Below are 25,182 nucleotides of genomic sequence, written 5' to 3' on the forward strand. Positions count from 1 at the left end.
CGGCCGGGGTCTCAGGACGCGCCGCCGAGCGGGTCGGTCGCCTTCGCGGCGTGGGACGCCGTGCGCCGGTCGCGCTCGGGCGTGCTGGCCCAGCTCGCGAGCAGGTGGAGCTTGTCCTCCGAGTCGCTGCCCGGCTCGGTGCCGTAGGCCACCAGGACGAGGCCGTCGGCGGCCAGGTCGAGCGACTCGTAGGTGAGGTGGAGGTCTCCGACGACCGGGTGCCGGAAGGGCTTGGCGCCCAGGTGGTGCTGGCGGACGTCGTGGCGCGCCCAGCGGGTGCGGAAGTCGTCGCTGCGGGTGGACAGCTCGCCGACCAGGTCGGTGAGGTCCTTGTCGTAGGGGTCGCGGCCGGCCTGGGCGTGCAGCAGGGCGACGGTGTCATCGGCGGCGCGCTCCCAGTCGCCCCAGAACCGGTGGGAGCGCGGGTCGAGGAAGATGAACCGGGCATGGTTGGGGGTGGCGCCTCGGGCCGCGTCGATCATGGGCGCGTACAGGGCGCGGCCGAGGGTGTTGGTGGCCAGGATGTCGCCGCGGCCGTTCATGACGAACGCCGGGGCGCCGGTCATGGCGTCCAGCAGCCGCTGCACCGAGGGCCGCACCCGGTCCGGGGCGGGGCGGCGCCGCCGGCGCGGGCCGGGACCCGCGGCGCGGGCGAGGTCCTCCAGGTGGGTGCGTTCGGCGTCGTTCAGCCGCAGCGCGCGGGCCAGGGCGTCGAGGACCTGGTCGGAAACCCCTGACAGGTCGCCGCGCTCCAGCCGGGAGTAGTACTCCACGCTCACCCCGGCCAGCTGGGCGACCTCGGAGCGGCGCAGCCCGGGGACCCGGCGGGTGCCGTAGGAGGGCAGCCCGGCCTGCTGCGGGCTGATCCTGGCGCGCCGCGAGGTCAGGAACTCACGGATCTGACTGCGGTTGTCCACCCTCCCCAGGCTAGGACGCGCTCCATCTCGGTGGGGTGCCCTGCCAGTACACCTTTCACCAGTACCTTCCTCCTCGTCTGACCAGCGCTTTTACTGATAGAAGCCGTACCGCCCGCCGAGCGGACCGATCAAGGAGGACGTGAGATGCGTGGCGTAGTGATGCACGCCCCCGGCGACGTCCGGGTGGAGCAGCGCGAGGATCCGAAGATCCTCGCCCCGACCGACGCGATCATCCGGCTGGCCGCGACCTGCGTCTGCGGCTCGGACCTGTGGCCCTACCGCGGCATCGACCCGGTCGAGGGCCCCACTCCCATGGGCCACGAGTACGTGGGCGTCGTGGAGGAGGTCGGGGATCAGGTCAGGAACGTCAGGCCCGGCCAGTTCGTCGTCGGCTCGTTCGTCTCCTCCGACGGCACCTGCGAGATCTGCCGCTCCGGCTACCCGTCCTCCTGCGTGGAGCGGGTGTTCATGAACGCGGTCGGGACACAGGCCGAGCGGGCCCTGATCCCGAACGCCGACGGCACGCTCGTCGCCACCCCGGGCATGCCCGACGCCGACCTGATCCCCGACCTGCTCGCCGCCTCCGACGTGCTCGGCACCGGCTGGTTCGGCGCGGCGGCCGCCCAGGCGGGACCCGGCAGGACGGTCGCGGTCGTCGGCGACGGCGCGGTCGGCCTGCTCGCGGTGCTGTCCGCCCGGCAGCTCGGCGCGGAGCGGGTCATCGCGATGAGCCGCCACGAGTCGCGGCAGAAGCTGGCCCTGGAGTTCGGCGCCACCGACGTCGTCACCGCGCGCGGCGACGAGGGCATCGAGAAGATCAAGGAGCTGACCGGCGGCCTGGGCGCCCACTCGGTGGTCGAGGCGGTCGGCACCCAGGAGTCGATGCACCAGGCCATCCGCTCCACCCGCCCCGGCGGCCACGTCGGCTTCGTCGGCGTCAACCACGACGTCACCCTGTCCGGAGAGGAGCTGTTCTTCTCGCAGATCCACCTGCACGGCGGTCCGGCGCCGGTCCGGGAGTACCTGCCCGAGCTGATCGACCTGATCTGGAACCGGAAGATCAACCCCGGCAAGGTCTTCGACCTCGCCCTCCCGCTGGACGAGGCCGCCGAGGGCTACCAGGCCATGGACGAACGCCGCGCGATCAAGACCCTGCTGCGCCCGTGACCTCGTGAGCGGCCGTCGGGGACGGCCACGACGGGCACCGCCATGAACGTCCGTCGTACTCGACGGGGAACGGGACCGCGTGGGGGAGCGGCGCGCCCCACGCCTTCAGGCCCGGCCCGCACAGAGCGCTGAGGCCGGTGGTGAGGCTCGCCACATGGCCGACCACGGCGACCGTCCCGCCCGCGTGCCCGGCGGCGATCGAGGTGAGCGCGCCGACGATCCGGGCGGTGACCGCGTGCCCGTCCTCTCCGTCGGCCACCGCCTCCCCGAGGTCGCCGTCCACGATCCACGAGCGCAGAACGGCCGCCGCACGTGCCCGGGTGGCCGGGTCGACGGCGCCTTCCGCGCGCCCGACATGCACCTCGGCCAGGTCCTCCAGCGGTACGACCTCGACCCCGAGCGCGCGCGCCATGATGTCGGCGGTCTGCCGAGCCCGGACGGCCGTGCTGGCGTAGATGCGCGTCGCCCCCTCGCCGCTCATGAGCCGCGCCGCCTCGGCGGCCTGGAGACGTCCCCTCGCCGTCAGCGTCGCGAGGGGGAGGGCGCCGGCGGCGCCGGCTGTGACGTTCTCGGACTCCCCGTGGCGCAGGCACAGCAGCCGGACACGATCACTCATGGCCTCACCCTACGAGAACGCGTGAGACCGACAGGCCCCCACGGGGCGCCGAGGGGCGACGGGTGCGGAGCCCGGCCAGCGCGACGAGCAGCACCGCGACCGAGGCCCAGGCGGCCCAGTCGCCCAGGCCGGTGTAGACGGTGGTGGCGCCCTGCCGCGGCAGCGCCGCGAGCACCGTGTTCACCCCCGGCCTGCCGCTGCGGCCTTCGGCCAGCACCCGACCCCGGGTGTCGCTCACCGTGAGGACGCCCTGGCGGGCCGCGCGGGCCACCGACAACCCGCTCTCGACCCCGCGGACCACCGCCATGCGGCTGTGCAGCCAGGCGTCGTCGTCGAAGTCCCAGGCCGGGGCGAGCAGCGCGGTGGCGCCGGCCTGCCGGTACCGCCGCACCAGCCCGGGGAAGTCGAGGTCCTTGCAGATGATCAGGCCCATCGTGGTCCGGTCGAGGAAGGTCAGCGCGTGTCCCGGCGTGAACTCGGACTCCAGCCCGGGAATCATGTGGTGCTTGTCGTAGCGGGCGCCGGACGGGCCGGCCAGCGCGGTGTTCGTCCGCGTCGCGCCGGTGCCGAGCGCGGCGCCGGCGACGACCGCCACTCCTGGCCTGGCCAGCGGCAGGCGGGCGGAGCCTGTCTCGAACGTCTTCTCCGGCAGCACCGCGACCTCCGCGCCGCGGGCGGCGGCCGCGCCGATGGCCGCGGCGTAACGGTGGAGCAGCTCGCGTCCCTGCGGGGAGTCCAGCTCCGCCGTGTCGCGCGGGTCGTCGGTGGAGATCAGCGCGACCTCGCGGTACGGCCCGCCGTCCTGGCCGGTGCCCAGCCGGGCGAAGCCGTACCCCAGAGCCAGGGCCACCAGCGCGCCGGCGGTCACCGCGACGGGGAGCCGGCGCGTCGCGCCCGGGGCGAGCAGCGCGGACACGGCGGCGGGCACGAGCAGGAGCAGGAACGTGATCCCCCAGACCCCGGTGACGGAGGCCGTCTGCAGGACGGGCAGCACGTCGGCCTGGGTGTAGGCCAGGCTCCACCAGGCGCCGTGCGGACCGGCCAGCGCCATCAGGTGTTCGACGCCGACCCACAGGGCCGGCACGGCGAGCACGGCGAGCAGCGGCCGCCGCCGCGCCAGCAGCGAGCGGTGGAGCAGCACGCCGCCGCCGAACAGCAGCGCCGGCACGGCGAGCAGCCCGGCCGCCACCGGGGCGGGCATCTCCAGACTTCCGGTGAAGTACGGCCACATCGGCAGTTGGCCGCCGAGCCAGGCGAGAGCGCCGGCGGCGAAGGCCGGGCCGCCTCCCACGCGGGGAGCGGCGAGCAGGACGGGCAGGGGGGCGAGCCAGGTCAGCCAGGCCACGGGGTGCAGGCCGGTGCCGAAGCCCAGCAGGACAGCCGAGGCGAGGGCCGCGGCGAGCGGAATCAGGACACGTCGCATGACGACGATGCTGCTCGCGTTCGGCCACGTGGCGCGTCAGTCGTGAGTGTGATCCCCGATGTCACTCTCACCGGCGACCACCAGGCCGCACTCGTAGGCGAACACCGCCGCCTGCACCCGATCGCGCAGGTCCAGCTTGGTCAGGATGCGGCTGACGTGCGTCTTGACCGTGTGCTCGGTGACGACGAGCGCGGCGGCGATCTCGGCGTTGGACAGCCCGCGGGCGACCAGCCTGAGCGTCTCGCGCTCCCGCTCGGTGAGCGCCGCCAGCCGGCCCGCCAGCCGCGGCATCGGGTCGTGGGCCGGCCGTCTGACCAGGTTCTCCAGCAGCCTGCGGGTGGCGGCGGGCGCCAGCAACGCCTCGCCGGCGGCGATGGTGCGCACCGCGTGCGCCAGCTCGTCGCGGCGGATGTCCTTGAGCAGGAAGCCGCTGGCCCCCGCGCGGACGGCGTCGTAGACGTACTCGTCCAGGTCGAACATGGTCAGGACGAGCACCTTGGCGGAGGTGGTCGCGCAGATCTCCCGGGTGGCCTCGATGCCGTTCGTGCCCGGCATCCGCACGTCCATCAGGACCACGTCCGGACGCAGCCGCCTGGCCAGCGCGATCGCCTCGTCGCCGCCCGCCGCCTCGCCCACCACCAGCATGTCCGGCTGGGCGCCGAGGATCAGGCCGAACCCGGCCCGGAAGAGGTCCTGGTCGTCGGCGATGAGCACGCGCAGCATGGGCGCTATTCAAGCGGAAAGACGGCTCTGACCATGAACCCGTGCTCCTGCCCCGGTCCCGCGCTGAGCGTCCCGCCGCAGGCCGCCGCCCGTTCCCGCATGCCGATCAGCCCGTGGCCGCCGCTGCCGGGACGCGGCCCGCGGCCCTCGTCGGCGACCTCGACGAGCAGCTCCGCCGAGGTCCACCGCAGTCGCAGCCGTACGGCGCGCACCCCGGCGTGTTTGCGGACGTTGGTGAGGGCTTCCTGGACGATCCGGTAGACGGCGGCCTCGATGCTGCCGGGTGTCGGCCGCGGCTCGCCCTCCACGGTCATGACCACGTCCAGGCCGCTCCGTCCGGCCAGCGCGGCGAGTCCGTCCAGGCGCGGCTGGACCGGCCCGAGGTCCTCGGTGACGGGGGCGGCCGACGCGCGCAGCGCCGTGAGCAGGCCGCGCAGCTCGGTGAGCGCGCCCCTGCCGGTGTCGGCGATCGCGTCGAAGACGGCCTCGGCCCTGGGCGCGTCGCTGCGCACCACCACGGGTCCGGCCTCGGCCTGCACGACCATCAGCCCGATGGAGTGGGTGATGATGTCGTGCATGTCGCGGGCGATCCGCGCCCGCTCCTCCGCCACCGCGGCGATGTGCTCCTGTTCGCGGCGGCGTGCCCGCTCGGCCAGCTCGGCGGCGCGTGACCGGTTCGCCCGGGCGCTGGTGCCCAGCGCGTAGGCGGCCACGAAGGCGGTGCCGATGAGGCGGAAGGTCTCGCCGTCCTCGCCGGGCAGCGCCAGGGACACGCCGACGGTGGCGGCGATCGCCGGGATCGCGGCCAGCCGCTTCCAGGTGGGGCTGAGGTCCGCGACGGTGTAGACGGCGACCAGCGGTCCGAAGGGGAGGAACGGCTTCTCCCAGAAGACCATGACCGTCATCGCGACACCGACGAACAGCGCCACGGCCATGGGGGCGCGCCTGCGCCAGTGGACGGGCGCGGAGGCGAGCACCCCCAGGGCGATGATCCACCACGCCTTCGGGCCGGACGCCAGCAGCGGGCCGAGGGTGGCCGCGGTGGTGGCCGCCGCGATCGCGCCGTCCGCCCGCCGACCGGAGAACCTGGCGGCCCACGTCATGGGCACCGCGCTCGCGTGACCCGCGTTGGTCATCCGCCCATTATCGGCCGCGGCCGCGCGGACCGGAGCGGGATCTCACGCATCGGGACGGTGGACACCCGTGCCCGCCGTCCCGTGAGAAGATCCACATCATGACCGGTGCCCCCGACCCCGACCCCCGCGGACGCCCGGAGCCCTCGGCCGGCTCCACGGCGGGGGTGACGAGCGTCGGGCGCATCGCCGGTCTGCGTCCGCGCCGGCGGCCCGGCGACGGCGGGGAGGTGGACGGGGCCGACGTCGACCTGGTCGACGCGCTCGACCCGGTCAGCCGCGGCACGGTGGCCGACTGGCTGCGCGAGTCGTCCTCGCTGAGCGCCCGCCGCTTCCGCCTGCGGACGTTCGCCTCGTTCCTGCGCTGGCTGCGCCTCGACCGGCCGGACCTCGCCCCGCTGCGCGCCACGGGCGCGCACGTCCGCGAGTACTGCGACGCGACGCTGGCCGGGCTGCTGCCCGACGCGCCGGGCAGGCCGCTGGCCAAGGCGACGGTGAGCAGGCGGCGCGCGGCCCTGACGTCGCTCTACCACTTCGCCTGGGAGAACGGGCCCGGTCCGGTCGGCCACGACGGCGCGGCGGAGGCGGAGGTGGGCCCGGCGGGCAACCGGGCGGCCCTGACCCGCGACGAGCGGCGCGCGCTGCGGCGCGGCATCGCGCGGCTGGCCGACGAGGGTCATGTGGCGGAGGCGGCCGCGGTCGCCCTGCTGGACGCGACCGGCGCTCCGGCCGAAGCGGTGGCCGGCGCGTCGGCGCAGGACTTCCGCACCGTCGCCGACGGCCACGGGGGTGAGCACGTGGTCATGGTCGTGCACACCGGGTGCCGCGTGGCCGCCTTCGTCCTGCCGCCGCTGGCCCGCCGGCTGCTGCGGGAGCTGGGCGGCGGCCGGCGGAGCGCCCCCGAGCCGGTCTTCGGCCGGTACGGCGAGCCCGCCGGGGCCGCGTGGGTCGGCGCCGCGCTCACCCGGGCCGCTCTGGCCGGCGGCATCGCCGAGCGGCGGGCCGCCCTGTTGCGGCCGGAGATGCTGCGTCCCGGGCCGTGAGGCTCACCCGGGCTCACATGTCCGGCGGGAACCAGGCCTGGAGGTTCTCCGGGTTGATCGGCACCGAGATGTGCTCGTGCGTGATCAGCCACGTGCCGTTCGACCGGCGGCAGCTGACGGTCGAGCGCACCCAGATCGCGCTCCGGAGCCCGTTCTTGCGTGTCCCCGAGTCCAGGTGGAGCATGTGCGCGATCGCGACGTCCCCGCCCGTCACGACGGACAGGTCGCGCGTCTCCAGGCTGATGGGGCCGTCGTACTCGTCGAACCACCGCACGAAGTTGCGGCGCACGTCGTCGGCGCCCACGAACTGGAGCGGGGGCACGACGTCGTAATAGACGACGTCGGGAGCGTAGAACGACATGAGCCGGTCGACGTCCTTCTTCTGGCAGGCGTCGACCCGGCTTTCCAGCAGCGCCATGATCTCGGACTCGCTCGACGTCATCGCGTCCTCCTTCGGAGAGTTCGGTGCTTTCACTCCTCCGACGACGCGGCCGCCGGGAATGTGAGGCGCCGCGAACGGCGTCAGCCGGCCCCGGCGCGGGTCGCCCGGTCGAAGAGCTCGACGAGCTCGTCGGCGCAGTGGTCCGGGTCGAGGCCGTCGACCAGGCGGCCGGCCAGGTCGTCGATGGCGGCCCGCAGCGCCCTGCTCATCAGCACCGCGTCGAACGCCCGGAACGCCCCCGTGCGCCGCCCGTCCTCGAACAGCGCCACCAGCCTGCCGATCGCGGCCTCCTGCTCCTGCCCGCCCACGGGCACCTGGTTGGCCGCGATCTGCTGGACCGCTCGCACATGGTCGGGGTGGGCCGCGATGAAGGCCACGTTCGCCCTGATGAACGCCTCCAGCAGGGCCCGGGCCCCGGTGGCTGCGTCGAGGGCGGGGCGCATGAAGGCCGCCGCGTCCTGGACGACCTGGTGGACGACGGCCTCGAACAGCTTCTCCTTGGTGGAGAAGTGATAGGTGATCAGCCTCTTGCTGCTCAGCCCGGCGTGCTCGCAGATGGCCTCGAACGTGGTCTCGGTGTAGCCGCGCCGCGCCAGCAGGGTGATCGTGGCGGAGGCGATCTGCGCCCTGCGGGCCTCGGTGGCCGCCCGGCGGGTTCCGGTGATCTCCATATCACCCCAGCTTGCCAGCCTTCGGGAAGGCCCGTCGTACGGCGGAGCGGTTGACGAGCAGCGCCACGGCGGCGGCCAGCACGCCGACGACGGCCTGCTCGGCCTTCATCCAGCCGGGATAGCCGCTGTCGGGGGCGAGGATGATGAGCACGATGCCGATGGGGGCGGCGATGGTGACGAACCGGATCCGCACGTACGCCGCCCGCCTGCCCCGGCCGGCCTGCCCGGCCAGGGCGATGAGCCAGGCGGCGGCCGCGGCCACGGCGGCGCCGCGCACCCACACCACCCAGGTGCCGCCGAGGACGGCGGCCACGCCGAGGGTGGCGAGCGACAGGACGAGCATGGCGACGAAGAGGGCGCGCACCAGCGCCCACACTTTGTTATCCATGCGAGTAACTTTATCCGCACGGATAACCAACGGCAAGGGCGGATCCTGTCTTTCGCATCGGCATAAGTTTGTGATTAGCCTAAGAAGCGTGAACCTGAGAGAGCTCAAGAAGCAGGAGACGCGGCAGGCGATCTCCGACCACGCCACCCGGCTGTTCATCGAGCAGGGCTTCGACAAGACCACGATCGCCGACATCGCGGTGGCGGCCAGGGTGGCGAAGATGACCGTCACCAACTACTTCCCCCGCAAGGAAGACCTGGCCCTGGACCACGCCGAGCGGTTCGCGGCCGGCCTGGCGGCCGTGGTGGCGGGCCGCCCGCCCGGGCAGAGCGTGTTCGCCGCGCTGAAGGAGGCGTTCCTGCGTGCCGTGGACGCCCACGACCCGGTGGCCGGCTTCGCCGGGCGCCCGTTCTTCCGCATGATCGCCGACAGCCCCACCCTGGTGGCGCGGCTGCGTGACCTGCACGAACAGCGCGAGGCGGCGCTGGCCGCCGAACTGGCCAAGGAGCACGACGAGCTGACCGCCCGCGCGGTGGCCGCCCAGCTCGCCGGCGCGCACCGGGTGCTGTTCGCCGAGGTGCAGCGTCGCGTCCTGGCCGGGCAGAGCGAGAGTGAGATCGCCGACGCGGTCCGGCCGGCCGCCCACCGCGTCTTCGACCTGCTGGAACCCTCGGTCGGCCGGTTCTGAGAAAACATGACAGGAGGTGTCGGGTTTCCGGGCGAGCATGGTGGCGAAACCTGGATGGACTCCGACCAGACAAGGATCCCGATGCGCGAAACGCCGGAAGAGCTCGAACGGCTCCAGGCCCTGCTCGACGCCTCCCTCTCCCGCTCGACCTCGCACCTGCGCTCCATCATCAGCAGCGAGCGCACGCTGACCGCCGAGCAGCTCACCCGGGTCCTCACCGGCATGCGCACCCTCGCCCTGTCCACCGTGACGGCCAAGGGCGAGCCGCGGGTCAGCGGCGTGGACGGGCACTTCCTGCACGGCAGATGGCACTTCGGCACGGCGCGCGACGCGGCCAAGGCCCGCCATCTCGCCGCCCGGCCCGCCGCCAGCGTCGCGCACCTGCGCGGTGAGGATCTGGGTGTGTTCACGCACGGCGAGGTCGAGATCCTCAATCCCCGGGACGGCGAGCCGGCGGCGGACTGGCCGTACCTGCTCGGGTACCTCAAGGACTTCTACGGCGACGACCTCTTCGACTGGGACAACGAGGTGGTCTACTACCGCCTGCACCCGCGCTGGATGACCGTCTACGCCCCGGACCTCGCGAAGCTCCTGACGGAGTAGGCCGCCGCGGGCGAGCGGTTCGTACAAGCGCGAGCGGTTCGTACAAGACCGGGCCGGGGCGCGCGGACGAGACTGCGGGGATGAGCGAGAACACCTTCACCCCCGCCCTGGGCCGCTTCGCCCCCACGCGCTTCTACGACCACGTGATCGCGTTGACGCGCGAGCGTCTGTGGCGGGCCCTGGCCGCCATGCACGTGGCGCCGCGGCCCGACGACGTGATCGTCGATGTGGGCTGCGGCACCGGCTCGCTGGCGTTGCTGCTGGCCCGCGTGGAGCCGCGGGCCCGGATCGTCGGCGTGGACCCCGACCCCGAGGTGCTGGCGGCGGCGCGGCGCAAGGCCGACGCCGCCGGCGTGGCGGTGCGCTGGCAGGCCGGCATGGGGGACGAGCTGGTGGAGTCGCTGGGCGCGGAATCGGCCGACACCGTCGTGTCGAGCCTCGTGCTCCACCAGTGCCCGGTCCCGGTGAAGCGGGCGGTGCTCGCGTCGATGGCCGCGGTGCTGCGACCGGGCGGCAAGCTGGTGATCGCCGACTACGGATGGCAGCGGACGCCGCTGATGCGCCTGGCGTTCGGGCTGGTGCAGCTCGCGGACGGCAAGGAGGACACCCAGCCCAACGCCGACGGCGCGCTTCCGGGGCTGATCTCCGACGCCGGGTTCCGCGACGTGCGCGAGGCCGAGGTGGTGCCCACGGCCACCGGCTCGATCTCGGTCTACGTGGCGCGCCGGGACTGACCGCGCAGATGCTGCAGCACGGCCGCGGGGGTCAGGCCCATCATCTCCCGCATCTGCCGGGTGAGGTGCGCCTGGTCGGTGAAGCCCGCCTCGATGGCCGCGTCGGCCGGCGACCGGCCCGCCCGCATCGCCTCGGCCGCCAGGCGCAGCCGCGCCCACACCCGCCAGCGCGCCAGCGGCATGCCCACCTGGTGCCGCGCCAGGGCGCGCAGCCGCTGGGGTGAGAGCCCGACGGCCGCGGCCAGGCTCGGCATCGGGACGCTGCGTTCCTTCAGCGTGTTCAGCGCCGCCACCAGGCGGGGATCGAGCTCGGCGGACGGGCGCACGCCCGCCCGGCCGATGTCCTCCTCGCGCAGGTCGCGCAGTTCGGGGACGGCGGTGATGCCGTCGCCGCAGCGCTCGCGCAGCCGGTCGGCGAACACGCAGTGCGGCTCGATGTAGAAGATGAGCAGATCCGCCGCCGTGAGCATGCGGTGCCGCGCCATCGGCGGCACGACCAGTGCCACGCCCCGATGACGGGTCTCCCGCTCGTCCACCACGGTGACCTCGCCCTCGGCCGCGACGGCGATCTGGAAGGCGGCGTGACGGTGGAACGCGCCGCCCGCCGCCGGGCCCCGATACACCGCGTAGCCCTCGCCGACGGCGAAGCGAGGCGGCTGCGTCCCGGCGTTCACACTCCGCGATGGTGCCAAACGGACCGGACGGCGGCAACGGCGGCCCGCCGGTGACGGGACCTCGTCACCGGCGGGCCTTCCGGGTCACACTCCGAACGCGGCCGGGTAGCGGATGGTGCCCGACGGCACGGGCCTGGCGGGGTCGAGGACGAGCGCCATCATGTACTTGTCCTCGACGTCGAACGGCGGCCGGATGCCGTGTCCGGAGGCCGGGGTGAAGCCGAAGCGCGGGTAGTACTCGGCGTGGCCGAGCACGAGCACGAGGCTCTCGCCCTGCTCGCGTGCGGCGTCGAGGGCGGCCCGGACGGCGGCCGAGCCGGCACCGCGACGCTGGTGCTCGGGCCGTACGGCGCACGGGCCCAGGGTGAGCGCCGGGGCGCCGTCGACGTGGCAGCGGGTGAGCAGCGCGTACCCGGCGACGGCGCCGCCGGGCTCCTGGGCGACCCACGACAGGCCGGGGATCCACGCCTCCCGGTCGGCGCGCAGGGCCTCGACCAGGTCGGCCTCGTGGGAGGTGGGGAAGGCGGCGAGGTTGACCTCGCGGATCCGGTCGAGGTCGGCGGCGGTCTCGGGGTGGGTGATCCAGTTCATGGTGGTGTGCGGGTCCGTTTCTGTGGATGCGTGCGGGTGCGGGACGTGGCCGGTCGTGACGGCCGGGCGCTGGACTCCGTCGCTCATGACTGCCGGTCCCGGAACTTGTAGGTCGCCCGCAGATGGCTGGTGATGGCCTTCTGCCGGTTGGCGCGCTCGCCGCGCAGCCGGGCATCGGTGCGCGAGGCCGCGTACGCGTTCTCGCGTTGCAGCTTGCGGTAGTTGTCCAGGCGGCGCCGGGTCAGCTCGCCCGCCTGGATCGCGGCCTGGACCGCGCAGCCGGGCTCGCTGCCGTGGGAGCAGTCGCCGAAGCGGCAGTCCAGGGCGAGGCGTTCGATCTCGGCGAAGACCTGTTCCAGGCTGTCGGCGGCGTCGTACAGGCTGATCCCGCGCAGGCCCGGCGTGTCGATGAGGACGCCGCCGCCGGGAAGAGGGACCAGCTCGCGGCGGACGGTGGTGTGCCGGCCCTTGCCGTCCTGCGCCCGGACCGCGCCGGTGGCCAGCAGTTCGTCGCCGAGCAGCGCGTTGCCGAGGCTGGACTTGCCCGCGCCCGAGGAGCCGAGCAGGACCGTGGTGCCGCTGAGCAGCGCGGTCAGCACGTCGATGTTCCGGCCGGTGGTCACGCTGGTGACCAGGATGTCCACGCCCGGCGCCAGCGCGGCCGCCTCGGCCTGGACGGCGGCCGGGTCGGCGGCCAGGTCCGCCTTGGTCAGCACGATCAGCGGCCGGGCGCCGCTGTCCCAGGCCAGGGCCAGCAGCCGTTCGAGCTTGGCCGCGTCCAGCGGGGCGGCCAGGGAGACGGCGAGGACGACGGTGTCGACGTTGGCGGCCAGCACCTGCCCGTGGGAGGAGCGGGAGGCGGAGGAGCGCACGATCGCGCTGCGACGCGGCAGCAGGGCCGCCAGGCGCGGCTCGCGGCCCGGCTCATGGCCCGGTTCGCGGCCCGGGAGCAGCGCGGCCCAGTCGCCGGTGCAGGGCGCCAGGAGCGGGTCGGGGGAGTGGATCGCCGTGAGCGCGGCCCGTACCGGGCCGGACTCGGTGACCGCGTCGCACAGGCCGCGGTCCACCCGCGCGATGCGGGCCGGGACGAGGCCGGCCGCGCGGTGTTCGGCGAAGGCGTGGTCGAGGGCTCGCGTCCAGCCGTACCGGGACAGGCCGGCGCCGGACGGATCCGTGAACGGGGATGAATCAGTGAAAGGGTGGGGCAACGTGAGACACCTTGCGGGAAGGGGCCCCGACGAGACGCAGCCGCCACCTCGCGTACGCAACCGGACGACGGCTACGGCGAGGGGAAGAAGTGGGTCAGACCGGGGCCCGGGACGTGAGGAATGTCCGGGCGCTGCGCGGGGCAGCGGTCTTCACCGCGGTCATCGAGCCTCACCTCCCTCTCATCCGGTCCTGCACCACTGAACGCGCAGCAGCCTAGCAGCACCGGCGGCACGTGGGATCGTCATTTTCCGCGCAGCCCGGCGAACAGGTCGTCCTCGGGAAGCGTGACCGGCACGTGCGAGCGGGCCAGGTAGTAGTCCTCGGTGGGCCACGCCTCGCGCTCGGCGGCGCGGTCGTGCAGCATGAACCCGGCGTCGGGGTCGACCTGGGTGGCGTGCGCGAGCAGCGCCCGGTCCCTGACCGGGAAGTACTCCGCGCAGGCGACGCGCGTGGAGAACTCCGGCGCGGGGACGTCGGCCGGGAACTCGGCCAGCACCTCCCGCATGGGTGATGCGAGGCCGCGTTCGGTCATGGCGTCGTGCATGGCCTGGAACCACGCCTTGGACAGGGCGCCGTGGTAGTAGAGCTTGGCCGGCTGCCAGGGCGCGCCCGCCTCGGGGTGACGGGCCGCGTCGCCGGCCGCGTCGAAGGCGGCCACGGTGACCAGGTGGGTCTGAATGTGGTCGGGGTGCGGGTAGCCGCCGGTCTCGTCGTAGGTGACGACCACGTGCGGCCGGAAGGCGCGCATCGACGCCACCAGCCGGCCGGCCGCCTCCTCCACCGGCTGCCGGGCGAAGCAGCCGTCGGGCAGCGGTTCGCCGTCCGCGGGCAGCCCCGAGTCGACGAATCCCAGGAACTCCTGCCGTACGCCCAGGATCCGGCGGGCGGCGTCCATCTCGGCCCGGCGGATCTCGGCGAGGTTCTCCCGCACGCCGGGCCGGTCCATGGCCGGGTTGAGCACGTCGCCGCGTTCGCCGCCGGTGCACGTGACGACCAGGACGTCCACACCCTCGGCGGCGTACCTGGCCAGCGTGGCGGCGCCCTTGTTCGACTCGTCGTCGGGGTGGGCGTGCACGCTCATCAGGCGAAGGGGTTCGCCTCGGGTGACGCGCATGTTCATGCGCACTCCTCTCGTTCGGTACGCCACAAATCTATGACCGACCTAAAAATATGTCAATCATGGTTTTGTGCTCGCACCAGGAGAGGGTCAGGCGGGGAGCAGGCCGTGGACCTCCGCCAGGAGTTCGAGGGAGCGCAGCCACGCCTTCCGTTCGGGGGCCATGGACACGACGATCAGCTCGTCCGCCTGGGCGTGCCGGGCGAAGCGGTCGAGGTAGTCCTCCACCTCCCGCGGGTCGCCGACCGCGGAGTACTGGGCCATCTGCGCGATCTGCCGCCCGGCGGGGGAGTCGAGGACGGCGTCGGCCTCCTCCGTCGAGAGCGTGCGGCCGGGCGTGAGGAACCGGGCGGCCCTGAGGCGCTTGGCGGCCAGGAACTGCTCCTGCGCCTCCTCCGTGGTGCCGGCCGCGACGACGTTGACGCCGGCGATCACGTAGGGCCGCTCCAACTGCGCGGACGGCTTGAACTCGCTGCGGTACACGGCGACGGCCTCCTCCAGCGCGGTGGGCGCGAAGTGGGAGGCGAAGGCGTACGGCAGCCCGAGCGCGGCGGCCAGCGTGGCCCCGAACAACGAGGAGCCGAGGATGTACAGCGGCACGTCGGTGCCCTTGCCCGGCGTCGCGTCGACGCCCGGGATGCGGGACTCGCCCGCCAGGTAGCCCTGCAGCTCCAGGACGTCCTCCGGGAAGGCGTCGGCGGAGGCCGGGGTGCGGCGCAGGGCCCGCAGGGTCTTCTGGTCGCTGCCGGGGGCCCGGCCGAGGCCGAGGTCGATGCGGCCGGGGTGCAGGGTCTCGAGGGTTCCGTACTGCTCGGCGATGGTCAGTGGGGAGTGGTTGGGCAGCATGACGCCGCCCGCTCCGAGGCGGATCGTGCGGGTGTGCGCGGCGACGTGGGCGATGAGGACGCTGGTGGCCGAGGACGCGATGGACGGCATGTTGTGGTGCTCGGCGTACCAGATGCGCCGGTAGCCCCACTCCTCGGCGCGCTGGGCCAGGTCCACGCTGGCGCTCAGGCTGTCGGCCGCCGTCTCCCCTTCACCGATGTGGGCGAGGTCGAGGATGGAGAGGGGAAGAGCCATGGGGGACAAGCCTTTCGTCGGTCCGGTTCGTGGCAGGCTGTGCAACCAACGCTGTGCAACCACAGACGGCCGACGGATATTTCGGGCGGGCGCCGCCCGCCCAGGTCGGCGTCAGCCCAGGTCGACGAGCAGCCGCCCGCTGCGCCCGGCCCAGTGGTCCAGCCCGTGGCGCAGGTGCGTCTCGTGCGCCCGCTCGGCGTGGGCGTGCGCCCGCTCCGCCTCGGGCGATGGTCCCGCACACCAGCGGCCGCAAGCCGTACACGCTGCTCGGTCACGGGGAGAAGGCGTCGGCGGCGTTCCCCGGCGACGTGCTGGCGCGGCTGCGCGACGTCAAGCGCCGCCGCGACCCGCACGGGGTCTTCCGCGCCAACTTCCCGGTTCTGGGCTGACCGGCTTCCTCCGGTGCCGCGGGTCTTATCCTGCGAGTCATGCGGATGATCGTGCGCGGGTTCGCGGCCGTGCTCCTCGTGGCGTCCCTGGCGGCGTGCACCGCGGAGGCTCCGGGCCGCCGGACGCCGGTCACGTCCGCGCCCGGGCCTTCACGGACCTCCGCGACCCCCGCGGCACCGGCGACGCGGGGGATGTGCCGCGCGGGCTGCGACACGACGAAGGCCCGCGACTACGACGGCGACGGCTACGCCGACCTGGCCATCGGCGCTCCCGGGGAGCGGCCGGACGAGGGGGGCTCCTCCACTGTCCCCGGATACGTCGTCGTCTCGTACGGCGGAGCCCGGGGCCTCGACCCGAGCCGCCGGACGGTGCTCCGGCCCGGCCGGGACGGCCTGCCGCGGGGCTTCACCGGCGGGGAGAACTTCGGCGCGTCGTCCGCCAGTGGCGACTTCGACGGCGACGGCTACGCCGACCTGGCCATCGGCGCCAGTTCCGAACGCTCCGACGGCCCCACGGCCGTGACGATCGTCTTCGGCGGCCGGGGCGGGCTGTCCGCCCGGTCGGCGGTCCTGATCAGGCACGAGGACCCGATGTTCGGGTACATGCTGGCGGCGGGCGACTTCAACGGGGACGGCCGCCAGGACCTGGGGGTGGCGACGGTGGAGGCGGCCTGGGTCGTCTACGGGAGCGACGGGATACGGCGCCGGCCGCCGCGGCCCCGGCTGGTCCGCCGGTCCAGCGCCGTCAACGCGCTGGCCGCGGGCGACGTCACCGGGGACGGGGTGGACGACCTCGTGGTCGCCTTCTCCGACGACGACCCGGCCGACGAGGGCACCGGAGCCGTCCACCGGGGCTCGCCCGGCGGGCTGAAGGGCGTGGCCGGTCCCACGTTCGACGCGTGGGGGGTGGGGGTGCTGGCGGTCGGGGACGTCGACGGTGACGGCTTCGGTGACGTGATCGCGGGCAACGCCTACGCCGACGCGGACGATCCCGGGGGACAGATCTTCCTCCACCGCGGCTCGGCCTCGGGCCCGGCGGCCGAGGGGGTGCTGATCTCCCAGAACTCGCCCGGCGTGCCGGAGGACTCGGGGGACGGCGACGGGTTCGGGGCGGATCTCGCCGTGGGCGACGTGGACGGGGACGGGTACGCGGACGTGGCGGTCGGCGCGTCGGGCAAGTTCCAGCAACAGGGTGCTGTCTTCCTGCTCAACGGGGGGCGGGGCCGGCTGCCGGCCGCCGCGGCGCGGGTGCTCAAGCCGGGTGACGCGGGCTTCGCGCGGGGCGTGCAGGCGTTCGGGGCCTCGTTGCGGTTGTCCGACTTCGACAAGGACGGGAGAGCCGACCTCGCGGTCACGACCCGGACCGAACCGCTGGTCGCCGTGCTGGCGGCCGCGCCCGAGGGCGTGCGCACGACGCGTCCGCTGCTCATCGGCCCGGAACGGGTCGGCACGCCCGGCGAGGACTCCGGTTTCGGCCGCTCGCTGACCTGACCGCAGGGGGCTCGCCGGGGCCGAAAATCCGGTGCGGACCGCCGGCGCGGTGGTGTGTGATCGGGACCATGGCGATCGTGCCGGGTGTGCCGGGAGTCGACGGGTTGAGCCGGGTCGTGGACGTGCTGCGGGAGTGGCAGCACGACGGCGCGCCCGTGCAGCTGCATCCGGGGGACCTGGGCTGGTTCTGGCGGTTCGGCGCGGAGGCGACGGCCGCGGCGGTCCGGACGTGGAGCCGGGACGGCCGGATCCTGGCCGCCGGGCTGCTGGACGGCCCCGGGCTGCTGCGGCTGGCGATCGCGCCGGACGCCCGGCGGGATGAGGAGCTGGCGCGGCGGCTGGTCGAGGACGTGACCCATCCGGGGCGCGGCGTGCTGCCCGCGGGCGAGGCGAACGTCGAAGCGCCCATGGGCGCGCTGGTCCAGGACCTGCTGGCCGGCGACGGCTGGGGCGCCGACGAGCCGTGGACGCCGCTGCGCCGCGACCTCACCGAGCCGGTGCCCCACCCGGGCGTGCGGATCCAGGTGGCCGGGCCGGAGCAGGCGCACGTGCGCTCGGCCGTGCAGCGGGCGTCGTTCGACGGCTCGACGTTCACGGACGAGCGCTGGCACGCGATGGTGGCCGGATCGCCGTACGCCGAGGCCCGGTGCCTGGTCGCCTACGACGAGCGGGGCGAGGCGGTGGCGGCGGTGACGGTGTGGTCGGCCGGTCCGGGCCGGCCCGGGTTGCTGGAGCCGATGGGCGTGCACCGGGAGCACCGCGGTCGCGGCCATGGCAGGGCGATCACCCTTGCCGCGGCGGCCGCGCTCCGGCAGCTGGGCTCGTCGAGCGCGATCGTCTGCACCCCGAGCTCCAACGCCGCCGCCGTCGCCACCTACGCGTCGGCCGGCTTCCGGCGGCTCCCCGAGACCCGGGACAGACACCGGGACACCGATGATCGGTTGAGCACGCCCTGACCGTCGAGGGTGTCCGCCTGCCGCGCCAAGGGCCGCCGAGGGAACCCCACGCGATCAGGTCCTGGGCGCGGTGGCCCAGAACCGGCAGTGATGGGTGGTGCTCGCGTCCACGGGGGAGATGCCCCGGGGCGCGGAGTCGAGGGTCGGCGTCCGTGCCGACGGCGGCCCAGGCGAGCGCGGCCGCGGAGCCGGCTCCGTCGGGGCCGGTGGAGCCGCGGGCGTAGGCGCGCGGCGGGTATTCGGCGTACACCCGCGCCGTCACCCGCACCGGGAGCCCGGCCGGCAGCCGCCTCATGAGGCGATCCAGTCCTTCAGCAGCCGGGTCCGGCCGCGGTTGTCGGTGGTCTCCAGGAAGCGCCGGTGGTTCATGGCACCAGACTCGCGGGACCGGTGTGCGGGCCGCAGCGAGCCGAAGTCGTGACCGGCTCCGACTTTGGTCGATGGCAGAGGCTCAGCGCGCCCTCGTGCTCGCACCCGCCGGGACGGGAGCGTCCGGGACGGACGGCGCTCCACGGTGATGCCTTCGGGCGACCGCCGCGGCGCCGGTGCCGCCGGCGACGAACAGCGCGGCCAGCGCGAGCCAGCCCACGGTTCCGTGCTCGATGGCGGTGGCCGTGACGAGCACCGGTGAGACCATGGCGGCGATCGCGTAGCCGCTCTGGCTGAGGCCCTGGTAGGCGCCGGCGTTGCGCTGGTCGGCCAGTTCGAAGGCCATGCCCCAGCCGCCCGCCTCGCCCAGGATCTCGCCGAAGGCGTGGGCCAGGCCCGCCAGGACGAGCAGGACGCAGGCGGTGATCACGTTCCCGTACCCGGCCAGTGCGTACAGTGCGCAGGCGAGCGCGAGCAGCCATGACGCGCGCCGGACGGCGATCCCGGCGCGGCGCACGCCGTGGACGCCACGCGAGACGCGCACCTGGAGCGCGGCCACGACCACGGTGTTGAGGACGAGCAGCACGGACACGACGGCGGTGGGGGCTCCGGTGGAGGCGACCCAGAGCGGGACGCCGACGGTCAGCAGCCCGAACTGCACGGCCACGACGGCGTTGCACGCCACGCTCGCCAGGTACGTGCGGTCCCTGAGCGGTGACGGTCCCTTCGCGGGGCCGTCGGCCGCCTGGTCCGCCGCCGGGGCGACCATCCGGGCCGGCAGTTCCGGCACCAACGAGCCGAGCCGCGCCAGCGGCACCGTGGCCGCCAGCAGCAGCACGCCGGAGGCGGTCATCGCGGCCTGGTACGCCACGGCGGTGCCCGTCAGGAGCGCCGCGGCGGCGGCCAGGGTGCCCAGGCCGATGAAGACGTTCGTGACCACGCGCATCCGCGCCCGGACCACCACCCGTTCCGGACCGGTGTACCACCGCGCCAGCATCGTCTGCTTCGACGTGCCGCTCGCCGAGCGCATCAGCGCGGCCGCGCAGGCGACCAGGGTGAACGCGACGGCGTTCGGGGCGATCGTGTAGGCGAGCATCGCCACCCCGTTGAGCGCCGTGGCCCACGTCTGGACGCGGTGCGCGCCGATCCGGTCGGCGAGCCGGCCCGACGCGTACGAGGCGAGCACGCCGGCGCCACCCGCGATGCCCAGCCCCAAGCCCACCGTCGTCGCGCCGAGTCCGATGACGAGCGTGAAGTACAGCGTGCTGACGGTGTAGAAGACGCCGCTGGACAGCGCGAACGCCATCGTGCTGAGGGTCAGGGAGCGGCCGACACGGTCCTCGGGGAAGAAGGTTCGGATCACGCCCCGTTTCTCCCGCACCGGGGACAGGGAGACCAATGATGTAGCGTATGGCTACATGGTCGCTGTGCGGAGCGGTGGGCTCATCGCGTACGAGCTCGCGGGGATGGACGTCGCCGACGTGCGCTTCGCCGCCTCGCCGATCAACGAGCTCACGCTGTCACTGCGCACCTTCCGCGACCCCGGACGCTATCCCGTGCACCTGCCCTGGCTGCGCCGCACGGAGCACGTTCGATCCGCGCTCGACCTGCCCGTGCTGCGCGCCCTCACGAACGACGCGCTGTGGTCGCCCGACTATCTGACGCCCCGGCCGCACGCTCCCCTCACCCGCATCGACGACGAGCTCGACGCCGCCGCGCGCGTGCCCCTGGAGCGCATGCTCGACGACCTGCGCGCCCTCCATCCCGGGCGGCTGCCCGGACCGTTGCGGGGTGACCCGGCGGCCGTTCGCGCGCGCATCACCGAGGCGCTGCGGACGTACTGGCGCACCTGCTTCGCGCCGTGGTGGCCGCGGATGCGGACGGTCCTGCAGGCCGACATCATCTACCGCGGACAGGTCATCTCCGCGCACGGTCTGGCGGCGATGTTCGCCGGCCTCAACGAGCGGGTCCACCTCGCCGAGGGCGTCGTCCACGTTCGCCTGGTCAGCAACGTCGGCTACCGACGGTCCACCGGCGGAGAAGGGCTCACCCTGGTGCCGACGCTCTTCAGCAGGGGCGTGACCGCCCCCATCTCACCGGACGAGCCACCCTTGATCATGTACGGCACGCGCGGCGCCGGAACGCTCTGGCAGGCGGAGCCGCGCCGTTCCCCCGCGGCGCTCACCGAACTCCTCGGCGCGACGCGCGCGGGCCTGCTGACGGCGCTGGAGACGCCGGCGTCGTCCACGGAGCTGGCCGGCCGCCTCGGCGTCACCACCTCGGCCGTCAACCAGCACCTGCGAGCGTTGCGCGACGCCGGCCTGCTGACCAGCGCGCGTCACGGCCGCTCGGTCCTCTATCTGCGTTCGGAGCTCGGCGACGCGCTCATCGCCGGTGGCGCCGCGGGGGACTCCGAAGGCCCGCGGTGACGAGCCGCCGCACCGGCTCTCGTCTCCTGGCGTCGCGGCTCACCAGGCCGCGCGGGCGCGGTCGCCCTCATGCCCGGCCGAGGCCCGCCGGCAGCAGGGCGCGCATCACGTCCTGGACGGCGTCCAGGTCCACCGCCTCGGGCGCGACCCGCCACTGGGCGTGCACGCCGATGACGGCTCCCACCAGCAGCACCGTGAACGCCTCAGCGGTGGTCCCCGCGGGCAGCTCCTCGGCCGTTATCCGGGCCCGCACCGCCTGACGCAGGGCCGCGTGCAGCCGCGCGTAGTGCTCGCGGATCGGCGAGTCCGCCTCCACCGCCTCGGCCAGCAGCGTGATGAACAGGCGCGTGACCGGCAGGCGGATGAAGCCCATGGCCTGCGCGAGCGGGTCGCCGGGGGGCGCGGCGGTGCCGGTCAGCATCCCTTGGACCTGCTCGTCGAGCACCGCCTCCAGCAGGCCGAGCTTGTTGCCGAAGTGCCAGGGGATGGAGCCGCGGCTGATCCCGGCCCGCTCGGCGATGTCGACGAAGCTCGTCTGCCGGTATCCCTTCTCGGCGAACAGCTCGGCGGCGGCCGTCACCAGCAGCCGGCGGCTCTCCTCAGTCCTCTGGATCCGTCGCGTGGCCATGCCGACCATCAAACCAGGTATGCCGTATGACAGAGCAAATGCCGACAGCTATAGCCTGTGTTGGCCAACACAGAATTTCGAGGAGGTTGCATGCGGTGGGTGACCTACGCGTCCGACACCGGCGTGATGGGCGGGGACCGGTGCCACCCCGTCCCGCCGGGCGTCGGCCTGATCGAGCTCGTCGGCCGGGGCGCTGAGGAGCTGCGGGCGGCGGGCCGGCGCGACCCGGGACAGCTCGCTCTGATGGCCATGATGGCGGAAGGGGCGCTCTCGTGAGACTGCCGATCAGCTCGTACACCTCCCAGCCGTGGCGCATCCACGAGTTCACCGGCGACTTCGCGGTCGAGGACGCGTGGTCGTTCCGCACGCCCGGGGCCGGTCCCGGCGACTTCCCGCGGATGCTCGCGGCCCTGCGCGAGCACGGCGGGCTCGCGGACCAGTCCCCGCCGGTGAAGTTCCTGTTCGACCTGCGGTGGAAGCTCGGCGAGCTGTTCGGCTGGGACGACCCGAAGGCGGGCGTCGGACGGCGGGTCGCCTCGCTGCGCGAGCGCCTGCCCGGCGACCTCCGCGACGCCCCGCGCGGCCCGGACGACGACGCCATGCCGCTCAAAGCGGTCTACGAGCTCGACACGGAGGCCGCGCGCGAGCTGGCGAACAAGACCGTGCACACCGTGATGCACCTCGGCTGGGTCCAGGGCGCCGGCGGCGAGTACGAGCTGCGGATGACCGTGCTGGTCAAGTCCAACGGATGGTTCGGGCGGCTCTACATGGCCTCCATCGCGCCCTTCCGCCACCTGATCGTCTACCCGGACCTGACCCGGCGCTGGGAGCGGGCCTGGCGCCTGCGCCGCCACCACGACGAGGGGACGTCACGATGAACGCCACGAAGCCGCTCCTGCGCTGGGCGAGCGGCATCATGGTCGCGCTGGGCGTCGGGCACCTGGTCATCCTGACGGTGACCGGCTGGGAGCACGTCGGCGGCTGGGCGGATCGGGGGCTCTGGGCGGCCGTCCCGCTCGACCTGTCCGGCTCCGCCGTCAAGACGGCGGCGTCCCTGCAGAACGCGGTCACCTTCTGGGCCGGCCTGGGAAGCTTCGCTGTTCCCCTGGCCCTCCTGGGGGCCCTGATCTGGCGCCTGGCCGGACGCGGTGTGCCCGTACCCGCCTGGCTGGGCTGGGGCCTGGCGGTGTGGTGCGTGTTCGGCGGAGTCCTGCTGGTGCCCTCCCCGTACTTCGCCGGGACCGTCGCGGGGCTGCTCGTCGTCCTGGCGGCCCGGAAGCAGGACAGGGCGTGACGCCGGAGTCGCGACAGGCCCGGCCTGCTCTACGCTGACTGCGACAAGGGCGACGGGAAAGGGGATGTCGCGTGCGGGCCGGTGCCGACGCTTCACGCGCTGCTTCGCTGGACGCCGTCCTTGAACGCATCACCTACGCCAACGAGGAGACCGGCTACACTATCGCCCGTGTGGCCACCGAGCGCAGCGGCTCGGAACTGCTGACCGTGGTCGGCCCGCTGCTGGGCGCCCAGGTGGGGGAGTCGCTGCGGCTGAGCGGACGCTGGACCTCCCACCCTCGCTACGGCCGCCAGTTCGAGGTGTGGTCGTACACCACCGTGCTGCCCGCCACCGTGCAGGGGATCCGCCGCTACCTCGGCTCGGGCCTGATCAAGGGGATCGGCCCGAAGATGGCCGAGCGGATCGTCGACCACTTCGGCACCGACACGCTGGAGGTCATCGAGACCACGCCCGAACGCCTCGTGGAGGTGCCGGGCCTCGGCCCCAAACGGACGAAGATGATCGCCGCCGCCTGGGAGGAACAGAAGATCATCAAAGAGGTGATGATCTTCCTGCAGGGCGTCGGCGTGTCCACCTCGATCGCCGTGCGCATCTTCAAGGAGTACGGCGAACAGTCCATCACGGTCGTGCGCACCCACCCGTACCAGCTCGCCGACGACGTGTGGGGCATCGGCTTCAAGACCGCCGACACCATCGCCCAGGCCGTCGGCATCCCGCACGACAGCCCCGAGCGCGTCATGGCCGGCCTGCGCTACACCCTGTCGCAGGCCGCCGACGACGGCCACTGCTACCTGCCCGCCCCCAATCTCGTCGCCGACGCCGTCAAGATCCTGGACGTGCCCGCGGCGCTGGTCGCCACCTGCCTGGAGGAGCTGGTCGCGGCCGAGGGCGTGGTGCGCGAGGAGATCCCGGCCGGCGACAACGTCGTGCCCGCCGTCTACCTGCCGCCCTTCCACCGGGCCGAGCTGTCGCTGGCCGGCGGCCTGCTGAGCCTGCTGCGCGGCGGCCACGACCGGCTCAAGGCGTTCGCCGAGGTCGACTGGGAACGCGCCGAGACTTGGCTGGCCGAGCAGACCGGCGCCGAGCTGGCCCCCGAGCAGCGCCAGGCCGTCCGGCTGGCCCTGACCCACAAGGTCGCCGTGCTGACCGGCGGGCCGGGCTGCGGCAAGAGCTTCACCGTCCGCTCCATCGTCACCCTGGCCCGCGCCAAGCGGGCCCGCGTCATCCTGGCCGCCCCCACCGGCCGCGCCGCCAAGCGCCTGGCCGAGCTGACCGGCCACGAGGCCACCACCGTCCACCGGCTGCTGCAACTGCGCCCCGGCGGCGAGGCCACCTTCGACCGCGACAACCCGCTCGACGCCGACCTGGTCGTGGTGGACGAGGCGTCCATGCTCGACCTGCTGCTGGCCAACAAGCTGGTCAAGGCCGTCGCGCCGGGCGCGCACCTGCTGTTCGTGGGCGACGTCGACCAGCTCCCCTCGGTCGGCGCGGGCGAGGTGCTCAAGGACCTGCTCGCCGCCGACGACATCCCCCGCGTACGGCTGACCCAGATCTTCCGCCAGGCGCAGGAGTCGGGCGTGGTCGTCAACGCCCACCGCGTCAACACCGGCCGCCACCCCGTGCTGGAGGGCATGAAGGACTTCTTCCTGTTCCCCTGCGAGGAGCCCGAGGAGATCGCCCAGCTCACCGTGGACGTCGTCGCCCGGCGCATCCCCCGCAGGTTCGGCCTCGACCCGCGCCGCGACGTGCAGGTGCTGGCCCCCATGCACCGCGGCGCCGCCGGCGCGGGCGCCCTCAACCTCGCCCTGCAGGAGGCGCTCACCCCCGCCCGCGAGGGCATGCCCGAACGCCGCTACGGCGGGCGCGTCTTCCGCGTCGGCGACAAGGTCACCCAGCTGCGCAACAACTACGACAAGGGCGCCGCCGGCGTCTTCAACGGCACCGTCGGCGTCGTCACCGACCTGCGCCCCGACGAGCACAAGCTGACCGTCCTGACCGACGAGGACGAGGAGGTCGAGTACGCCTTCGACGAGCTCGACGAGCTCGCCCACGCCTACGCCGTCTCCATCCACCGCTCGCAGGGCAGCGAGTATCCCGCCGTGGTGATCCCGCTGGCCACCAGCGCCTGGATGATGCTGCAGCGCAACCTGCTCTACACCGCCATCACCCGGGCCAAGCGGCTGGTCGTCATCGTCGGCTCGCGCCGCGCGCTGGCCCAGGCGGTGCGCACCAAGGGCGCCGGGCGGCGGCACACCAGCCTGACGCACCGCATCTCGCGCGGCTGACGCCTCCTTACCCCGTCTTGACCCGGCGCTGACCTGCGCTTTGACTCCAACAAGTGACCGAAATGTGACCGAACTCTCCCAAATGAAACCGCGTCATACATGCATCAGCATTAAGGTTTTTT

The 25,182-nt window shown here is 73.7% G+C and carries 28 protein-coding genes; 13 read left to right on the forward strand and 15 right to left on the reverse strand.

Translation table 11 applies throughout. From position 1 onward, the window contains the following. Nucleotides 1–11: 11 nt before the first annotated feature. The gene (locus HD595_RS39670; RefSeq protein WP_253778470.1) at nucleotides 12–917 is read right to left on the reverse strand and encodes a helix-turn-helix domain-containing protein; all 906 of its coding nucleotides are present in this window, start codon (nucleotides 915–917) and stop codon (nucleotides 12–14) included. Nucleotides 918–1,061: 144 nt separating this feature from the next. Between HD595_RS39670 and HD595_RS39675 the strand changes: the two genes are divergently transcribed. Then, complete coding sequence (locus HD595_RS39675) at nucleotides 1,062–2,084, forward strand: zinc-dependent alcohol dehydrogenase family protein (protein ID WP_253778473.1); 1,023 nt, start codon at nucleotides 1,062–1,064, stop codon at nucleotides 2,082–2,084. On the opposite strand, the gene HD595_RS39680 is transcribed toward HD595_RS39675, so the two are convergent. From HD595_RS39680 to HD595_RS39695, 4 genes are read right to left on the reverse strand one after another with little or no spacing between them, the layout of a single operon-like run. Further along, nucleotides 2,062–2,700: a histidine phosphatase family protein gene (locus HD595_RS39680; protein WP_253778478.1), complete on the reverse strand. Its 639-nt coding sequence runs from the start codon at nucleotides 2,698–2,700 to the stop codon at nucleotides 2,062–2,064. The two genes, HD595_RS39675 and HD595_RS39680, sit on opposite strands and share 23 nt — an antisense overlap. A 4-nt stretch (nucleotides 2,701–2,704) precedes the next feature. Further along, the gene (locus tag HD595_RS39685; RefSeq protein WP_253778483.1) at nucleotides 2,705–4,123 is read right to left on the reverse strand and encodes a hypothetical protein; all 1,419 of its coding nucleotides are present in this window, start codon (nucleotides 4,121–4,123) and stop codon (nucleotides 2,705–2,707) included. Nucleotides 4,124–4,159: 36 nt separating this feature from the next. Further along, entirely contained in the window at nucleotides 4,160–4,846 is a 687-nt protein-coding gene (locus HD595_RS39690) for a response regulator (protein ID WP_253778486.1), read from the reverse strand. 5 nt (nucleotides 4,847–4,851) lie between these two features. Continuing rightward, the gene (locus tag HD595_RS39695; protein WP_253778489.1) at nucleotides 4,852–5,982 is read right to left on the reverse strand and encodes a sensor histidine kinase; all 1,131 of its coding nucleotides are present in this window, start codon (nucleotides 5,980–5,982) and stop codon (nucleotides 4,852–4,854) included. Nucleotides 5,983–6,080: 98 nt separating this feature from the next. On the opposite strand from HD595_RS39695, the gene HD595_RS39700 reads away from it, so the two are divergent. Next, nucleotides 6,081–7,022: a hypothetical protein gene (locus HD595_RS39700; protein ID WP_253778493.1), complete on the forward strand. Its 942-nt coding sequence runs from the start codon at nucleotides 6,081–6,083 to the stop codon at nucleotides 7,020–7,022. Nucleotides 7,023–7,035: 13 nt separating this feature from the next. On the opposite strand, the gene HD595_RS39705 is transcribed toward HD595_RS39700, so the two are convergent. The 3 genes from HD595_RS39705 to HD595_RS39715 form a co-directional block, all read right to left on the reverse strand. Beyond that, on the reverse strand, nucleotides 7,036–7,464 hold the full coding sequence (locus HD595_RS39705; protein WP_253778496.1) for a YybH family protein: 429 nt from the start codon (nucleotides 7,462–7,464) through the stop codon (nucleotides 7,036–7,038). Nucleotides 7,465–7,544: 80 nt separating this feature from the next. Continuing rightward, nucleotides 7,545–8,135, reverse strand: coding sequence for a TetR/AcrR family transcriptional regulator (locus HD595_RS39710; RefSeq protein WP_253778499.1), 591 nt, complete (start codon nucleotides 8,133–8,135; stop codon nucleotides 7,545–7,547). A 1-nt stretch (nucleotide 8,136) separates the two neighbouring features. Next, a complete protein-coding gene (locus tag HD595_RS39715) occupies nucleotides 8,137–8,523 on the reverse strand; it encodes a hypothetical protein (RefSeq protein WP_253778501.1) in 387 nt (128 codons plus the stop codon). 88 nt (nucleotides 8,524–8,611) lie between these two features. Between HD595_RS39715 and HD595_RS39720 the strand changes: the two genes are divergently transcribed. The 3 genes from HD595_RS39720 (at nucleotide 8,612) to HD595_RS39730 (ending at nucleotide 10,548) form a co-directional block, all read left to right on the forward strand. Then, nucleotides 8,612–9,211, forward strand: coding sequence for a TetR/AcrR family transcriptional regulator (locus HD595_RS39720; protein ID WP_253778503.1), 600 nt, complete (start codon nucleotides 8,612–8,614; stop codon nucleotides 9,209–9,211). Between the two features lie 81 nt (nucleotides 9,212–9,292). After that, entirely contained in the window at nucleotides 9,293–9,814 is a 522-nt protein-coding gene (locus tag HD595_RS39725; protein WP_253778505.1) for a pyridoxamine 5'-phosphate oxidase family protein, read from the forward strand. 80 nt (nucleotides 9,815–9,894) lie between these two features. Then, nucleotides 9,895–10,548 (forward strand): class I SAM-dependent methyltransferase, encoded by a 654-nt coding sequence (locus HD595_RS39730; RefSeq protein ID WP_253778507.1) that lies wholly within the window; start codon nucleotides 9,895–9,897, stop codon nucleotides 10,546–10,548. Here HD595_RS39730 and HD595_RS47035 read toward each other — a convergent pair. The 5 genes from HD595_RS47035 to HD595_RS39755 form a co-directional block, all read right to left on the reverse strand. Beyond that, nucleotides 10,527–11,222 (reverse strand): helix-turn-helix domain-containing protein, encoded by a 696-nt coding sequence (locus tag HD595_RS47035; RefSeq protein ID WP_253778509.1) that lies wholly within the window; start codon nucleotides 11,220–11,222, stop codon nucleotides 10,527–10,529. The two genes, HD595_RS39730 and HD595_RS47035, sit on opposite strands and share 22 nt — an antisense overlap. Nucleotides 11,223–11,306: 84 nt before the next feature. Beyond that, complete coding sequence (locus HD595_RS39740; RefSeq protein ID WP_253781450.1) at nucleotides 11,307–11,813, reverse strand: GNAT family N-acetyltransferase; 507 nt, start codon at nucleotides 11,811–11,813, stop codon at nucleotides 11,307–11,309. 83 nt (nucleotides 11,814–11,896) lie between these two features. Further along, nucleotides 11,897–13,021, reverse strand: a complete 1,125-nt coding sequence (gene rsgA / locus HD595_RS39745) for a ribosome small subunit-dependent GTPase A (RefSeq protein WP_253778511.1) — start codon at nucleotides 13,019–13,021, stop codon at nucleotides 11,897–11,899. A 242-nt stretch (nucleotides 13,022–13,263) separates the two neighbouring features. After that, nucleotides 13,264–14,142, reverse strand: a complete 879-nt coding sequence (mca, locus tag HD595_RS39750) for a mycothiol conjugate amidase Mca (RefSeq protein ID WP_253778512.1) — start codon at nucleotides 14,140–14,142, stop codon at nucleotides 13,264–13,266. 87 nt (nucleotides 14,143–14,229) lie between these two features. Then, a complete protein-coding gene (locus HD595_RS39755; protein ID WP_253778515.1) occupies nucleotides 14,230–15,219 on the reverse strand; it encodes an LLM class flavin-dependent oxidoreductase in 990 nt (329 codons plus the stop codon). A 227-nt stretch (nucleotides 15,220–15,446) separates the two neighbouring features. On the opposite strand from HD595_RS39755, the gene HD595_RS39760 reads away from it, so the two are divergent. From HD595_RS39760 to HD595_RS39770, 3 genes are all read left to right on the forward strand, one after another. Continuing rightward, complete coding sequence (locus HD595_RS39760; RefSeq protein ID WP_253778518.1) at nucleotides 15,447–15,608, forward strand: hypothetical protein; 162 nt, start codon at nucleotides 15,447–15,449, stop codon at nucleotides 15,606–15,608. Between the two features lie 39 nt (nucleotides 15,609–15,647). Then, nucleotides 15,648–17,099 carry an FG-GAP-like repeat-containing protein gene (locus tag HD595_RS39765; protein WP_253778521.1) on the forward strand — a complete coding sequence of 484 codons (1,452 nt, stop codon included), beginning with the start codon at nucleotides 15,648–15,650 and terminating at the stop codon, nucleotides 17,097–17,099. A gap of 68 nt (nucleotides 17,100–17,167) precedes the next feature. Next, nucleotides 17,168–18,055 carry a GNAT family N-acetyltransferase gene (locus HD595_RS39770; RefSeq protein WP_253778524.1) on the forward strand — a complete coding sequence of 296 codons (888 nt, stop codon included), beginning with the start codon at nucleotides 17,168–17,170 and terminating at the stop codon, nucleotides 18,053–18,055. Between the two features lie 451 nt (nucleotides 18,056–18,506). On the opposite strand, the gene HD595_RS39775 is transcribed toward HD595_RS39770, so the two are convergent. Then, nucleotides 18,507–19,787 (reverse strand): MFS transporter, encoded by a 1,281-nt coding sequence (locus HD595_RS39775; protein ID WP_253778527.1) that lies wholly within the window; start codon nucleotides 19,785–19,787, stop codon nucleotides 18,507–18,509. 55 nt (nucleotides 19,788–19,842) lie between these two features. Here HD595_RS39775 and HD595_RS39780 point away from each other — a divergent pair, with 55 nt between their 5' ends. After that, the gene (locus HD595_RS39780) at nucleotides 19,843–20,853 is read left to right on the forward strand and encodes an ArsR/SmtB family transcription factor (protein WP_253778530.1); all 1,011 of its coding nucleotides are present in this window, start codon (nucleotides 19,843–19,845) and stop codon (nucleotides 20,851–20,853) included. 67 nt (nucleotides 20,854–20,920) lie between these two features. Here HD595_RS39780 and HD595_RS39785 read toward each other — a convergent pair whose 3' ends face one another. Next, the gene (locus HD595_RS39785) at nucleotides 20,921–21,481 is read right to left on the reverse strand and encodes a TetR family transcriptional regulator (RefSeq protein ID WP_253778533.1); all 561 of its coding nucleotides are present in this window, start codon (nucleotides 21,479–21,481) and stop codon (nucleotides 20,921–20,923) included. Between the two features lie 90 nt (nucleotides 21,482–21,571). On the opposite strand from HD595_RS39785, the gene HD595_RS39790 reads away from it, so the two are divergent. From HD595_RS39790 to recD2, 4 genes are all read left to right on the forward strand, one after another. Continuing rightward, complete coding sequence (locus HD595_RS39790; RefSeq protein ID WP_253778535.1) at nucleotides 21,572–21,757, forward strand: hypothetical protein; 186 nt, start codon at nucleotides 21,572–21,574, stop codon at nucleotides 21,755–21,757. Further along, entirely contained in the window at nucleotides 21,754–22,359 is a 606-nt protein-coding gene (locus HD595_RS39795; RefSeq protein ID WP_253778537.1) for a DUF2867 domain-containing protein, read from the forward strand. Before HD595_RS39790 ends, HD595_RS39795 begins: the two co-directional genes overlap by 4 nt. Further along, nucleotides 22,356–22,775, forward strand: coding sequence for a DUF6463 family protein (locus HD595_RS39800; protein ID WP_253778539.1), 420 nt, complete (start codon nucleotides 22,356–22,358; stop codon nucleotides 22,773–22,775). The genes HD595_RS39795 and HD595_RS39800 overlap by 4 nt, the downstream gene beginning before the upstream one ends. Before the next feature lie 71 nt (nucleotides 22,776–22,846). After that, on the forward strand, nucleotides 22,847–25,060 hold the full coding sequence (recD2, locus tag HD595_RS39805; protein ID WP_253778541.1) for an SF1B family DNA helicase RecD2: 2,214 nt from the start codon (nucleotides 22,847–22,849) through the stop codon (nucleotides 25,058–25,060). Nucleotides 25,061–25,182: the final 122 nt, after the last annotated feature.

The organism is Nonomuraea roseoviolacea subsp. carminata (assembly GCF_024172185.1).
Classification (GTDB): Bacteria; Actinomycetota; Actinomycetes; order Streptosporangiales; family Streptosporangiaceae; genus Nonomuraea; species Nonomuraea roseoviolacea.